General features: G+C 73.5%; 13 protein-coding genes. 7 read left to right on the top strand and 6 right to left on the bottom strand.

Annotated elements, in window-relative coordinates; all coding sequences use genetic code 11:
- Positions 1-4: 4 nt before the first annotated feature.
- Positions 5-352 carry a nitrite reductase small subunit NirD gene (gene nirD, locus KBX37_RS08555; protein ID WP_210775379.1) on the top strand — a complete coding sequence of 116 codons (348 nt, stop codon included), beginning with the start codon at positions 5-7 and terminating at the stop codon, positions 350-352.
- Positions 352-1,440, top strand: a complete 1,089-nt coding sequence (locus KBX37_RS08550) for a uroporphyrinogen-III synthase (protein ID WP_210775378.1) — start codon at positions 352-354, stop codon at positions 1,438-1,440. The genes nirD and KBX37_RS08550 overlap by 1 nt, the downstream gene beginning before the upstream one ends.
- 12 nt (positions 1,441-1,452) lie before the next feature.
- On the opposite strand, the gene KBX37_RS08545 is transcribed toward KBX37_RS08550, so the two are convergent.
- From KBX37_RS08545 to KBX37_RS08530, 4 genes are all read right to left on the bottom strand, one after another.
- Complete coding sequence (locus tag KBX37_RS08545; protein WP_210775377.1) at positions 1,453-2,073, bottom strand: ATP/GTP-binding protein; 621 nt, start codon at positions 2,071-2,073, stop codon at positions 1,453-1,455.
- On the bottom strand, positions 2,054-2,416 hold the full coding sequence (locus KBX37_RS08540) for a DUF742 domain-containing protein (protein WP_088960287.1): 363 nt from the start codon (positions 2,414-2,416) through the stop codon (positions 2,054-2,056). Before KBX37_RS08540 ends, KBX37_RS08545 begins: the two co-directional genes overlap by 20 nt.
- 90 nt (positions 2,417-2,506) lie before the next feature.
- Positions 2,507-2,914: a roadblock/LC7 domain-containing protein gene (locus tag KBX37_RS08535; RefSeq protein WP_007465177.1), complete on the bottom strand. Its 408-nt coding sequence runs from the start codon at positions 2,912-2,914 to the stop codon at positions 2,507-2,509.
- Complete coding sequence (locus KBX37_RS08530; RefSeq protein ID WP_210775376.1) at positions 2,911-6,162, bottom strand: sensor histidine kinase; 3,252 nt, start codon at positions 6,160-6,162, stop codon at positions 2,911-2,913. The genes KBX37_RS08535 and KBX37_RS08530 overlap by 4 nt, the downstream gene beginning before the upstream one ends.
- A gap of 436 nt (positions 6,163-6,598) precedes the next feature.
- On the opposite strand from KBX37_RS08530, the gene KBX37_RS08525 reads away from it, so the two are divergent.
- On the top strand, positions 6,599-7,780 hold the full coding sequence (locus tag KBX37_RS08525; RefSeq protein ID WP_210775375.1) for an ABC transporter substrate-binding protein: 1,182 nt from the start codon (positions 6,599-6,601) through the stop codon (positions 7,778-7,780).
- Between the two features lie 12 nt (positions 7,781-7,792).
- Here KBX37_RS08525 and KBX37_RS08520 read toward each other — a convergent pair whose 3' ends face one another.
- Positions 7,793-8,677, bottom strand: a complete 885-nt coding sequence (locus tag KBX37_RS08520; RefSeq protein ID WP_307849003.1) for an ABC transporter permease — start codon at positions 8,675-8,677, stop codon at positions 7,793-7,795.
- Positions 8,678-8,780: 103 nt separating this feature from the next.
- Positions 8,781-9,809, bottom strand: a complete 1,029-nt coding sequence (locus tag KBX37_RS08515) for an ABC transporter substrate-binding protein (protein ID WP_210775373.1) — start codon at positions 9,807-9,809, stop codon at positions 8,781-8,783.
- A 268-nt stretch (positions 9,810-10,077) separates the two neighbouring features.
- Between KBX37_RS08515 and KBX37_RS08510 the strand changes: the two genes are divergently transcribed.
- The 4 genes from KBX37_RS08510 to KBX37_RS08495 form a co-directional block, all read left to right on the top strand.
- Positions 10,078-10,857, top strand: a complete 780-nt coding sequence (locus tag KBX37_RS08510) for an ABC transporter ATP-binding protein (RefSeq protein WP_210775372.1) — start codon at positions 10,078-10,080, stop codon at positions 10,855-10,857.
- Between the two features lie 2 nt (positions 10,858-10,859).
- Entirely contained in the window at positions 10,860-11,810 is a 951-nt protein-coding gene (locus KBX37_RS08505; RefSeq protein WP_210775421.1) for an LLM class F420-dependent oxidoreductase, read from the top strand.
- Entirely contained in the window at positions 11,807-12,115 is a 309-nt protein-coding gene (locus KBX37_RS08500) for a cupin (protein WP_210775371.1), read from the top strand. The genes KBX37_RS08505 and KBX37_RS08500 overlap by 4 nt, the downstream gene beginning before the upstream one ends.
- 65 nt (positions 12,116-12,180) lie before the next feature.
- Positions 12,181-13,358, top strand: a 1,178-nt coding sequence (locus KBX37_RS08495; protein ID WP_210775370.1) for a hypothetical protein, incomplete at its 3' end; no start/stop codon positions are given.

The raw sequence follows: 13,358 nt of genomic DNA, 5'->3' as shown, positions 1-13,358 counted from the left end.
GGCGATGAGCGCGACCAGCACCCTGGACTGGACGGCCGTCTGTTCCCTCGACCGGCTGGATCCCGACCGGGGCGTCGCCGCGCTGGTCGACGGCGTACAGGTGGCGCTCTTCTCGACCGGCGGCGAGTTGTTCGCGGTCGACAACCTCGACCCGGTCGGCGGCGCGTACGTGATGTCCCGGGGCATCGTGGGCAGCCGCGGCGGGGTGCCGACCCTCGCCTCCCCGCTGCACAAGCAGGTCTACGACCTGCGTACCGGGCGCTGCCTGGACCTGCCCGGCGTGACGCTGCCCGTGCACCGGGTCCGCTGCCGGGACGGGCTGGTCGAGGTGCGGCTGCGACAGGAGGAGTGATGCGGGAGGAACTGGCCGGCTTCACCATCGGGGTCACCGCCGACCGGCGGCGCGACGAACTGGCCGCGCTGCTGCAACGCCGCGGCGCCCGGGTGGTGCTCGCCCCGGCCCTGCGGATCGTGCCGCTGGCCGACGACAGCGACCTGCGCGAGGCCACCCGCGCCTGCCTGGACCGGCCGCCGGACATCCTGATGGCGAACACCGGCATCGGGATGCGCGGCTGGCTGGAGGCGGCCGAGGGCTGGGGGCTCGCCGAGCCGCTGCGCTCGGTGCTCTCCCAGTCGTACGTGGTGGCCCGCGGACCCAAGGCGCGCGGCGCGATCCGGGCCGCCGGGCTGCACGACCAGTGGTCGCCGGAGTCGGAGAGCTGCGACGAGGTGATCGACCACCTGTGCCGGCGGGGGGTGGCCGGTCAGGTCATCGCCATGCAGCTGCACGGCGACCGGCAGCCGGAGTGCACCGAGGCGCTGGAGGCGGCCGGGGCCACCGTGATCGAGGTACCGGTCTACCGCTGGGCGCCGCCCACCGACCCGGCGCCGCTGCACCGGCTCATCGACCTGGTCGCCGGCCGGCTGGTCGACGCCGTCACCTTCACCTCGGCGCCGGCGGCGGAGGCGATGATGCGGGCCGCTGGGGACCGTGCCGACACGGTGCTGGAGGCGCTGCGCGGGGACGTGCTGGCCAGTTGCGTCGGCCCGGTCACCGCGGAGCCGCTGGTCCGCCGGGGTGTGCCGGTCAGCGCGCCCGCCCGGGCCCGCCTCGGGGCACTGGTCCGGCAGATCGTCGACGAGCTGCCCCGCCGGACGGTGACCGTCAAGGCCGCCGGGCACCTGCTGACCCTGCGCGGGCACGCGGCCGTGGTCGACGGGGAGCTGCGGCCGCTCGCGCCCGCCCCGATGGCGGTGCTGCGGGCGCTCGCCGCGTCGCCCGGCCGGGTGCTGTCCCGCACCGAGCTGCTGCGGACCCTGCCCCGGGGCGCGGACGAGCACGCGGTGGAGATGGCGGTGGCCCGGCTGCGGGTCGGGCTCCAGGCCCCCAGCGTGGTGCAGACCGTGGTCAAGCGGGGCTACCGCCTCCGGGTCGACTGACCCGGAGGCGGTTCAGCCCACCGGGGCGTAGCCCCGACCGTGCTCGGACTCCAGCCGCAGCATGGCGTGCTCGACCACGGTCACCAGCACCTGCTTCACCGAGTCCCGCCGCCGGGCGTCGCACATCACCAGCGGCACGTCCGGCGAGATGGCCAGCGCCTCGCGGACCTCCTCCGGCTCGTACTGCGGCGCGTCGTCGAACCGGTTCAGCGCCACCACGTACGGCAGGTTCCGGTTCTCGAAGTAGTCCAGCGGCGCGAAGGCGTCCGTGATCCGGCGGGTGTCCACCAGCACGGCGGCACCCACCGCCCCCCGGATGATCTCGTCCCACATGAACCAGAACCGGGTCTGCCCCGGGGTGCCGAACAGGTACAGGATCAGATCCTGGGCCATGGTGATCCGGCCGAAGTCCATGGCGACCGTGGTGGTCTCCTTGCCGGGCACCTTCGACGGGTCGTCGATGCCCACGCCGGCCGCCGTCATCAGCGCCTCGGTGGTCAGCGGCGTGATCTCGGAGATGGCGCCGACCATTGTCGTCTTGCCCACGCCGAAGCCACCCGCGATCACGATCTTCGCGGAGATGATCTCCCGGCTGCGGCGCGCCCCGGCGGGGTCATAGTTCGCGAAGTCCACTTAGCACCCTTCCCAGCAGGTTCATCCGCTCCTCGTAGCCCTCGGCCGGAGCGGCAGTGTGTAGCGTCAGCAGGCCCTCGGCCACCATGTCGGCGACCAGCACCCGGGTGACGCCCAGCGGCATCCGGGTGTACGCGGCGATTTCCGCCAGCGACTGTGCCCGGCCCTCGCAGACCGTGGCGATGCGGTACTTGTCGTGCCCGGCGAAGCGCGCTTCCGCACTCTGGGTGAGGCTGGCCGACAGCACCGCCTCCAGGGCGATGTCCCGGCTCGGCTCGGTACGGCCCCGGGTGACCGCGTACGGCCGCACCAACGCCCCGCGTGGGTCCCGCCGGGGTTCCATCCGCCATCACCTCCCTCCGCCCGGAGCCCACCGGCACCGGATCGCCTGTCCCTCGCCGGGCGCGAGCGCGCCCGGCGTCGTACCGCCCGCCTACGAGCGCACGGCGTCGCGGGGCAGCGGCACCAGCGCGGCGCCCACCCGCTCGACGAGCAGCGCCATCTCGTAGCCGACCTGCCCGACGTCGCAGCTGCGCGCCGCGAGCACGGCCATCGACGACCCGTCACTGATCGACATCAGGAACAGGTAGCCGCTGTCCATCTCGATCACCGTCTGGAGCACACCGCCCGCGCTGAACATCCGGGCGGCCCCCTCGGTCAGGCTCACCACGCCGGAGGTGATCGCGGCGAGCTGGTCCGCCCGGTCCCCCGGTAGGTCCCGCGACGAGGCGAGCAGCAGCCCGTCCGCGGACACCGCCACCACGTGGGCGATACCCGCCACGCTGTCGGCGAAGTTGGTGAGCAGCCAACCCATGTCCTGCATGGCAGCTGGCCTGTTCATCGGCGTGTCTCCTTGGTCGAGGTGCTGTTCTGGTCCGTACCGGCCGAACGGCCGCGCTGCACCCCACGGTGGTAGGCGGAGAGCAGGCCGCGGACCTCGTCGGGGGTGCGGCGGCTACGGTCCCGCCCGTCCTTCGGCTCGATGCCGCCGGGGACGAGCTGGGCCTGGGGCACCCGCTTCGGCAGGCCGGAGCGGGTGGTGCCGCCGGTGGCCGGCTCGGCGGCCCGGGTGGCCCGGGACCAGCCTTCGTCGGCCGCCGTCCGCCAGGCGTCCGACTCCGCGGATGGCGGGGTGGCGGGCTCCGTGGGCGGCGGGGCGGTGGGGGTCGCCGGCGGCGCGGACGGCGCCGCCTGCGGGACGTACGACGGGGGCGCCGACGCGACCGGCGGCTGCCCGGCGGCCGAGCCGATGGACGCGGTGCCGGCGGCGGGCGACCCCACGGACGGGGTGCCGGCCGCGTTCGGGGCACCCGGCACCCGGGTCGGCAGCGGCGGCCGGCCGGGCTTCGCGGCGGAGGCGTCGGCCCGGGGCTCGTCGAAGTTGGGCCGGGTGAAGATCGCGGTGGCGTCGTCCCCGTGGGACCGGAACCAGACCGCCTCCATCTCGCGGAAGATCGGCGAGTCGGCCGGCCGGGTCGGGCGGGCCACCACCGGCACGGCCGGCGCCGGGGCGGGCGCGGTGTACGGCACCGCCCGGGTCTCCGCTGCGGCCGGGGCCTCCGGGGCCGACGGTGCCGCCGGTGCCGCCCCGAACGGGGTGAACGGTGGGGGTGCGGGGGTGAACGGTTCGGCCGGTGCCGACGGCACGCCGGCGACCGGCCCGAGGGGCAGCGCCGGGGCGGCGTCGGCGGCCGGGGTCCGCTTCGGCAGCCTCGGTCGCGGGTCGACCAGGGGCTGGGCCCCCGTCGGGTAGCCGGCTCCGTACGCCGGCTCGGCCGGGGCGGCCGAGAACGGCAGCGCGGAGGTGGGTGCGGCAGAGGTCGGCACGGCCGAGGCCGGCACCGCGGACGTCGGCACGGCCGAGGCCGGCACGGCGGAGGTGGGCGCGGACGGAACCTGGCCGCCGAGCGTCACCGCCGGGGCGGTGTCCCGCGCGTCGACCGGGGGCTGCCAGGGCGCCGGAGCCGGCGGGGCGGCCCGCCACTGGTCGGTCAACGTCGCCGCGCCGGTACGCCCGCTGGTCAGCGAATCGCCGAGGCCGGCCGGGGTGAGCGGCGGCTGCTCGACCGCCAGCGGTTGGCGCGAGCGGGGCAGCGACTGGTCCCGGCCCCGGTGGGCGGGCAGCACCACGGTCGAGGTGGGCAGCGTCACCTGGGCGACGGTGCCGCCCTCGACGTTGCGCCGCAGCTCCACCCGGATGCCGTACCGGGAGGCGAGCCGGCTCACCACGGCCAGACCCATCAGCCGGAACGCGGCCACGTCCACGCTCGGCGGCGCGGCCAGCCGGCGGTTGAGCGAGTCGAGCTGCTCGTCGGTGAGGCCCAGGCCCCGGTCCTCGATCTGGATCAGCACGTAGTCGCGGATCCGGCGGCCGTCGGCGACCACCGTGGTGGTCGGCGGCGAGAAGCGGGTGGCGTTGTCGAGCAGTTCGGCGACCAGGCGGACCACGTCGTTGACGGCGTGCGCGGAGACCGAGATGTCGGTGTCGACGGTGCCGAACTCGATGCGGTTGTAGAGCTCGACCTCGGACTGGGCGGCCCGCAGGACGTCGACCAGCAGCGCGTCGTCACGGCGGGGCACCGCCGAGTCGGCGCCGGCCAGGACGAGCAGGTTCTCGTCGTTGCGGCGCATCCGGGTGGCCAGGTGGTCGAGCTCGAAGAGCTGGGCGAGGCGCTTCGGGTCCTCCTCGCTGCGCTCGATCGCGTCCAGCTCGCCGATCATCCGGTCGACCAGCGTCTGACTGCGCCGGGCCAGGTTGAGGAACATCGCCGAGACGCTGGTACGCAGGGCGGCCTGTTCGGCGGCGACCCGGACCGCCTCGCGGTGCACGACGTTGAAGGCCAGCCCCACCTGGCCGACCTCGTCGCGGCTGCGCAGCCGGATCGGGTCGCGGACCTGGCGCACGATCTCGTCCACGCCGCCCTCGCCGACGCTGCCCATGTTCTGCAGCCGCCGCACCGCGTCCGGCAGGTCGTGGTTGGCCACCGACAGGGCGCCCTCGCGCAGCCGCCGCAGCGAGTGGTTGAGCGAGCGGGCCAGCACCACGGCGAGCGAGACGGCGATGATCAGGGTGAGCAGCACCAGCGCCGACTCGACGACGGCCTGCCGGATGACGTCGCTGCGGGCCTGCTCGGCCCGGTCGAGCAGGCGGTCCTGGAGCTGGATCTCGGCCCACCGCATCAGGTCGTTGACCGAGCCGATCGAGGCGCTCGCGTCGGCTGCGCCGACCAGTGGCTGCTGCCCCACCGAGCGGGTGATGTCGGCGGCCACCCGGTCGGCGAGGCCGACCGCGTCGCCGGAGACGGTGCCCTCGACCAGGGCCCGCTGGTCCGGGTCGGCGGCCAGGGAGAAGGCGACCAGCGCCTCCTGCTGGCCGGTCAGCGTGGTGACGAAGGCGGAGAACTGCTCCTCGTCGATCCGGCCGGCGCTCAGCGCGGTGTAGGCCACCGCCTCCTCCTCGGCGACGGCCGCCTTGGCGCGGCTGAACGCAGCCACCGCGCGGCGGGCGTCGGCGAGGCTCTCCTGGCCGGGGAGCTGGGCCAGGGCGTCGCCGTACGAGACGAGGTCGGTCAGGACGATGCCGTAGCGCAGGGTGGCCTCGGCCACCGGCATCTGCCGACGGTCGAGCACCTCCTGGCGGGTGCCGTTGAGCGTCTCCAGGTGATCGTCGATGACCTTGAGCCGGTCGCGGACGGCCGCCGGGACCTCGCCGATCCTGCCGCGCTCGGCGCGGTACTCCGCGATCCGCTGGTCGGTGGCGCGGACCCGCAGGTTGTAGTCGTCGGCCTTCTGCTGCGGCGTGGCCAGGTAGCCGGCCGCCGCCATCCGCTCCTTGTGCAGATCCTGGGTGAGCGCGGAGACGTCGACGGAGAGCGCGGTCAGCGACCGGATCCGGGTGGCGTCGTACGCGCCCTCACCGGTGGAGATGAGTCGGATAGTTGCCAGAGCAATGACCGCGGCGACCGGAACCACCAGAATGAGGGCGAGTTTGGAACGGATCCGCGCGTCCCTCAGTCGGGGCAGCCGCCGCCCCCGGTCACGCTGGGCGGCGTCGCCGATTTCGGGCAGGGTCGTCGGTCCGGTGCTCACGACATCGCCTCCGTCGTATCTTCCACGCCTGACCCGCCGACCCGTGCCTGGTGCAGCGGAGAGCGCCACGCGCGGCACGGCCGCGATTTCACCAGAGAAGATCGCGTTTGGGAAGCCGCAGTGAGGCAGGAAACGGTCAACCGACGGCCTCGCGACCCTTTAGCTTCATTCTCGCCCACGCCCTGATCAGGCATTGTCACTCCAGGGTGGCCGATCGCCTCGTCCGAAGTGAGCGTCGGTAAATATCTGATGACCCCAGCATGTGGGAAAGCCGTCCCGAAACCACTCCGGGCTTCCGCGCTTGACCGCGGGGCCCGGCATTGGCAAGGTTTTGCAGGCTTCGCGCACACCGTACGGCAGACAATCCCGTATCTCCACTGAGGACGGACTAGCGGCGGTGACCGGGCAGCGCCCGCGCCGCACCTGGAGGACTGAGTTGAGCCCCATCCGCTCCGCGACCATCGTGGCGCTCGCATCGGCCGTGCTGGCCACCACGCTCACCGGCTGTTCGTTCGGGGCGGGGCAGGAGGACACCAGCCCCATCGTCATCGCCGCGGACCTCGAACTCTCCGGCGCGGCGGCCCCGGTCGGCAAGGCGTACCAGCGCGCGCTGGAACTGAAGATCGAGCAGCTGAACACGTCCGGCGCCCTGGGCGGCCGAAAGATCCGGCTCGAGGTGAAGGACAACCGTTCCGACGCCAGTGAGTCACTGCGGAACATCACCGACTTCAGCGGCGATTCCAAGGTCAGCGCGATCGTCATGGGCGGTTGCAACGAATGCGCCGTCGGCGCCGTACTCACCATCAACGAGAAGAAAATCCCCACCATCGCGCTCGCCCCGTCCAGCGCGATCTCCACCCCGGTCGCCGATCGGCGGTACGTCTTCAAACTCGCCCCCAACGCCGCCGACAGCGCCGCGGCGCTCACCACGGAACTGCGCCGAAAGGGCATCCGTAAGGTCGCCGTGCTGCACAGCGACGACGACTACGGCCGGGAGGGCCTGACCGCGCTGCGGGGCGAGTTCGACAAGGCCAAGATCCGGCTGGTCCGCAACGAGGCGGTCCGCCCCACCGACACCGACGTCAGCCAGCCGGTCCGCCTGCTCACCTCCGGCGAGACGCAGGCGCTGCTGCTCTGGACCCCGCCGGAGCAGGCCTCCCTCGCCGCGACCAGCGCGCAGGAGGCGGGCTTCTCCGGGTCGCTCTTCCTCGACGCGGCCGCCGCCGGCGACCTCTTCCTCGGCAACGCCGCCCGGTCCACCGAGCGGGCCACCCTGATCTTCACCCAGACCATGGTGATCGACGACGTCATCGCCACCACCCCCGCCAAGGCGGCCCGGCGGCAGTGGTTCCAGGACTACACCGCCCGGTTCGGCGGCTACAACGGCTTCTCCTCCTTCGCCGCCGACGCCGTCCAGCTGATCGCCGACGCCGCGCTGCGGGCCGGCGGCCCGGCCGACCAGGTCAACCGGGACGGCATCCGGGACGTGCTGGAGACCTCCCAGATGGACGGGCTGTCCGGGCCGATCCGGATGACGCCGGACAACCACTCCGGGCTGATGCCCCAGGCGCTGACGACGCTGGTCGCCCGGGGTGGGCGCTGGCGGCTGGCCGGCTGAGGGGCGGTGTGGTCAGCGGGCGCTGGTGGTGGCGCGTACCCAGGGCAGCGCGAGGCGCTCCACCAGGGAGAGGGCGGCGTAGAGCAGGATGCTCATCGCCGCGATGAGCACGATCGCCGCCCAGGCGGTGGCGGTGTCCCCGATGCCGTTGTACTGCAGGATCTGGTAGCCGAGGCCCGGCTTGTCGGAGTAGAACTCGCCGATCACCGCGCCGATGGCGGCCAGCGGCATCGCCACCTTCAGCCCGACGAAGATCTGCGGCAGCGCGGCCGGGAAGCGCACCTTGCGGAACGCCTGCCACCACGAGGCGTTCAGCGACCGGGCCAGCTCGGCCAGGTCCGCCGGGGTGGTGGTGAGCCCGGTCGCGGTGGACAGCACGATCGGAAAGAAGCAGAGCAGGAAGACCATGGTCAGGATGGGTTTCTCGCCCCAGCCGACCGAGACCACCAGCAGCGGCCCGAGGGCGATCTTCGGCACCGCGTTGATCGCCACCAGCAGCGGCGCGAACATCCGCTCGGCCCGCCGGGAGGCGGCCAGCGCCATCCCGATCAGCACCCCGGCGGCGGCGGAGAGCACGAAGCCCAGCAGCGTCATCAGCGTGGTGATCCCCAGCGCCGGCAGCAGCACGTCGGCCGCCGCGGTCAGCGCCGCCCAGACGTCCTGCGGCGGCGGCAGGGACGCCGGATGGACCAGCTTCAACCCCGAGGTGACCAGCCACCAGACGGTCACCGCGATCACCAGGCCGAGCAACGGCAGGCCGACCGTCGCCGGGCGTACCGCCGGGCGCCGCGACGCCGCGGCCGCCGGTGGTGTGGTCGGCACCCCGGGCGCGGCGGCCGCGGCGGCCGTGTCGCGCTCCGCCTCCCCCGCTCCGGAGCGGGTACGGATCTGCGTCACGTGTCCCATCCTCTCCTGCCGGCCCGGGGCCGGCACGGCCACGGGGGCGCGGCCACCGGTCGCTGTCCCGGTGACCGCACCCCCGTGGCACGATCGGTGTCGATCAGGCCTTCGGCACCAGGCTGAAGTCGATGATCTGGTCCGGGGTGATGTTCTGCTTGAGCGCGCCGGCGCCCTGCAGCAGCGCGATGCTCTTGGCGACCCGCTCGTTGTCCAGGGTGCCGATGGCGGTGCCGGAGTTGCTCGACCGGACGTACCCGGCCATCAGCTGGAGCTCGGCGGCGGCCGCGGCCGGGACGGTGGCGGGGACGTTCTTCTTCAGCAGGTCGGCGGCCTCCTGCGGGTTGCCCAGGGCGTACTCCAGGCCCTTGAGCAGCGCCGCCGTGAAGCGCTTGACCATCTCCGGCTTCTCCTTGGCGAGCTTCGCCGACGTGATCAGCGCGTTGCCGTAGAGGTCCTGCATCACCTCGCTGTAGGGCAGCACGACCGGCTTCTTCTTGGTGACCGCCGCGACGGTGGGCTGGCCGACCACGAACTGGCCGATGCCGTCGACCGTGCCGGAGGCCAGGGTGCCCATCAGGGTCTGCGCCTCACCGTTGACCCAGGTCACCTTGCTGGCATCGACGCCGGCGAGGCGGGCGTACGTCGGGAAGAGCTGGCGGACCACGGAGGTGGGAGTGTCGGCGAGCTTCTTGCCCTCCAGGTCCTTCGGCGTGGCGATGTTCTTGCCCTCGACGGTAACCACGGCGGCCATGGTGCGCTGCTGGATCGCCGCCACCACGACGAAGTCCTTGGCGGCGCCGTTGCCGAACTGGAGCAGGCCACCGGTCAGGTCGATCGGGCCGAAGTCGGCCTGACCGCCGACGACGGTCTGGATGACCGAGCCGGTGCCCTGGCCCGGCTTGATCTCCACGTCGAAGCCGGCCTCCTTGAAGAAGCCCTTCTCCTTCGCCACCCAGGCGTACGAGTCACGGCCGAAGTTGCCGAAGGAGGTCAGGTAGGTCACCTTCTCCAACGCCTTGCCGTCACCGCCCTTGGCGTCGGAGTCGTCCGAGCCGCTGCTGCACGCGGAGACCAGGGCGAGGGCGGTGGCCAGGGCGGCCGCGGCGACCGTACGGGTCAGCCTTCTCATCAGTGCACCATGTCCTTTCCGACCGGGTCATGCCACCCGGAGGGGTTGTCGGTCCGGCGGTGCCGGCGTGGAGGGGGGAGCCGACGCCACCGTCGTGAAGGGACTCTTCGCGGGCACAGCGTACGAGAGACCCACCGTCACGACACCAGTCGCACCGGGTTGCGGAACGGAAACACTTGAGCGTCCACCCCGGACTGTCGGCAAGTGCCACACGCCGGATAGCCTTTGTCGGATTCCTGACCGCCCACTCAGGGGAGGCCCGCCGGACATGATCCGACTCGCCGACGTGTCGCGTACCTTCGACGGCCGCTCCGGCCGGGTCGAGGCGCTGCGCGGCATCGACCTGGCGGTCGCCGAGGGCGAGTTCGTCGCGGTGCTGGGCCGCTCCGGCTGCGGAAAGTCCACCCTGCTGCGCATGGTCGCCGGGCTGCTGCCGGTGACCAGCGGCGAGATCACCGTGGGCGGCACGGCGGTCGCCCGGCCCCGCCAGGACATCGCGATGCTCTTCCAGCGCCCCGCCCTGCTCCCCTGGCGCACCGTGCTGGACAACGTCCTGCTGCCGGTGGAGATCTTCGGCTGGAGCCGGGCCAGGCACCGCGACCGGGCCCGCCAGCTGCTGGAGATGGCCGGCCTCGGCGGGTTCGAGAAGCGGCTGCCGCACGAGCTCTCCGGCGGTATGCAGCAGCGGGTGTCGCTCTGCCGGTCGCTGATCGGCGAGCCCCGGGTGATGCTGATGGACGAGCCCTTCTCCGCCCTGGACGCGCTCACCCGCGAGGAACTCGCCGGCGAACTGCAACGCGTGCACATGGAGACCGGGGCCACCGTCGTCTTCGTCACCCACTCCATCGACGAGGCGGTGCTGCTGGCCGACCGGGTGGTCGTGCTCAGCCCACGCCCGGGACGGATCCGCAGGATCGTCGAGGTGACCATCCCCCGACCCCGCACCCTCGGCCGCAACGCCCACCTGGCCGACGTCGCCCGGGTCAGCGCCGAACTGCACGAACTGCTGATGGAGCGCGAGACGCCGGCCGTGGCGGAGGGACGATGAGCATGCGGGTGGCCGTCTTCGTCGAGCCGCACCGCGGTGCCAGCTACGACGACCAGCTCCGGTTCGCCCGGCTGGTGGAGGCGGGCGGCTTCGACGGGTTCCTGCGGGCCGACCACTACCAGGCGATGGGCGACGAGCCGGGGCTGCCCGGCCCGACCGACGCCTGGCTGACCCTCGCCGCGCTGGCCCGGGAGACCACCCGGATCCGGCTCGGCACGCTGGTCACCTCGGCCACCTTCCGGCTGCCCGGGCCGCTGGCCGTGATGGTGGCCCAGGTGGACCAGATGAGCGGCGGCCGGGTCGAGCTGGGCATCGGCGCCGGCTGGTACGAGCGCGAGCACACCTCGTACGGCATCCCGTTCCCCGGCGTGGGTGAGCGCTTCGACCGACTGGCCGAACAGCTGGAGATCATCACCGGGCTGTGGCGGACCCCGGTCGGCGACACCTACACCCACCTCGGCGACCACTACCGGCTGGTGGATGCGCCCGCGCTGCCCAAGCCCGTGCAACGGCCCGGTCCGCCGGTGATCGTCGGCGGGCGCGGCCCGAAGCGCACCCCCGAGCTGGCCGCCCGGTACGCCGACGAGTTCAACATGCCCTTCAAGTCGGTCGAGGAGACCGCCGGCGCGTACGAGCGGGTCCGCGAGGCGTGCGACCGGACCGGGCGTACCGAGTCGGGGCGGGCCCCGCTGGTGCTCTCCGCCGGGGTGGTGGTGGCGATCGGGCGGACCGACGCCGAGGCCCGCCGCCGGGCGGAGCCGCTGCACGTCAAGAGCGCCCTGCCGCCGGAGGACCCGGTGGTCGGCTCCCCCGCGCAACTCGTCGACCGGCTCGGCGAGTTCGCCGCGATCGGCGCCACCCGGGTGCATTTGCGCCTGATCGAACTCGACGACCTCGACCACCTGGAGCTCATCGCCGGCGAGGTGCTCCCCCAGCTGAACGGAACGCCATGACCGACGTGGTCGACGGTACGGAACTCGGCCCGGTAGGCCAGGAGATCGTCTTCGAGAACGACCGGGTACGGGTGTGGCACATCCGCCTGGAGCCGGGTGAGCAGCAGCCGCTGCACCGGCACGACCACCCGTACCTGGTGGTGGCCGTCCAGGGCGCGAAGAACGTGGTGCAGACGATCGACGGCACCCGGATCGACGCCGACGAACCCACCGGCGGGGTGGTCTACCGGGACCCGGGCGCGGTCCACATGCTCACCAACGTCGGCGACACCACGTATCTGGCCCGTCTCGTCGAGTTGAAGTAACCCCAGGCAGTCGCCCCGCCGCGCCACAGTGGCGATCGGGCGCACCGGGCCGTAACGTGCGCGACATGGCCTTTCGGACGTGGGGCAAGCTGCTGTTCACCGCATTCGGGGTGAGCGTGCTGGCCGGAGCCGGTCAGCTCGGCATGGCGTACGGGTTCGGGATCGTACGACTCAACGGCGCGTTCACGGATGTGAACCGGTGGCCGGCCCAGCTCGCCTGGGTCGGCTGGTTCGCCGTGACCGCCGCCGTGGTCGGCGCCGTGGTCACCGTCCGGCTCGCCCGCCGCGTCGGGCTGTCGGACGGCACCGGCGCACAACTCGCCGTCTCCGGCGCGGCCGCACTCGGCGCGACCGTCGTCGCCCCGCTCTGCATGCAACCCGCCCGGGCCGCGGAGCTGAGCACCGTCGACCCGGTCTGGGCGGTCGGGATCTGCGCGGTCGTCGGCGCGGTGGTCGGCGCGGGCGCCGCCTCGGCCGTGCTGCTCCGGCCGCCGCTGGGCTGGAACGTCGCCCTGCTGACCGGCGCGGTCTGGCTGATCGCGCTGGTCTCCGTCGCGCCGGCGCTGCTGTCCACCGGGGTGCTGCGCTCCGTACGCCTCGGCGTGCTGGAGCCGTCCTGGTTGGACGCGGACGCGGCGCAGCGGCTGGCCATGCTGACCCTCCCCGCGGTGGCACTGCTGGCCGGCGCGGCGACCGGTGCGCTGGCCCGCTGGCGCGGGCACGTCCCGCTGGTCAGCGGGGCGACCGGGGTGGCCGGCCCGGTGCTGCTCGCCTTCGCCTACCTGACCGCCGGCCCCGGCGACTCCGCCGACCGCTACCAGCTCGCGCCGTACTACGGCGCGGTGATCGCCGTCGCGGCCGGCGCCCTGGGCTCGGCCGCCGCCACGCTGCTGCGCTGGCCGCTCTTCCCGGCGAGCGACGCCGGGAACGCTGCCGGAGCCGACGACGCCATCGAGCCGACCGACATCCTGCGCCCGCTGCCCGACAGCCCGGCCCTGAGCAGCGCCCCCGGCGACGATACGGGGACCTCGGACCTGGCCGGCACCGCCGGCGCGGGCACCCTGCCGGGATCCGGCACGCCGGCCGGCGCGGAACGGGCCGCTGACCGGGCCGCGACCCGGGCGACCGGGCCGACCCCGGCGCACTGGGACTGGCCGGTGACCCCCGGCACCGCGACCCCGTCCGGGACGCGCCCGGACAGCGGGTTCGCCCTCGACGCCCCGGCCGGCGCACCCGCGTCGAC

Origin of the sequence: Micromonospora sp. U56, assembly GCF_018070095.1 — a bacterium.
Lineage (GTDB): Bacteria > Actinomycetota > Actinomycetes > Mycobacteriales > Micromonosporaceae > Micromonospora > Micromonospora purpureochromogenes.
Note: the sequence above shows the minus strand (reverse complement) of the source record. Positions and strands in the feature narration are given on the sequence as shown.

What these genes read in the sequence shown, in the direction of transcription:
- nirD (WP_210775379.1), top strand. Translation starts at nt 5, where the DNA reads ATGAGCGCGACCAGCACCCTGGACTGGACGGCCGTCTGTTCCCTCGAC.
- KBX37_RS08550 (WP_210775378.1), top strand. Translation starts at nt 352, where the DNA reads ATGCGGGAGGAACTGGCCGGCTTCACCATCGGGGTCACCGCCGACCGG.
- KBX37_RS08540 (WP_088960287.1), bottom strand. Translation starts at nt 2,416, where the DNA reads ATGGAACCCCGGCGGGACCCACGCGGGGCGTTGGTGCGGCCGTACGCG.
- KBX37_RS08535 (WP_007465177.1), bottom strand. Translation starts at nt 2,914, where the DNA reads ATGAACAGGCCAGCTGCCATGCAGGACATGGGTTGGCTGCTCACCAAC.
- KBX37_RS08515 (WP_210775373.1), bottom strand. Translation starts at nt 9,809, where the DNA reads ATGAGAAGGCTGACCCGTACGGTCGCCGCGGCCGCCCTGGCCACCGCC.
- KBX37_RS08510 (WP_210775372.1), top strand. Translation starts at nt 10,078, where the DNA reads ATGATCCGACTCGCCGACGTGTCGCGTACCTTCGACGGCCGCTCCGGC.
- KBX37_RS08505 (WP_210775421.1), top strand. Translation starts at nt 10,860, where the DNA reads ATGCGGGTGGCCGTCTTCGTCGAGCCGCACCGCGGTGCCAGCTACGAC.
- KBX37_RS08500 (WP_210775371.1), top strand. Translation starts at nt 11,807, where the DNA reads ATGACCGACGTGGTCGACGGTACGGAACTCGGCCCGGTAGGCCAGGAG.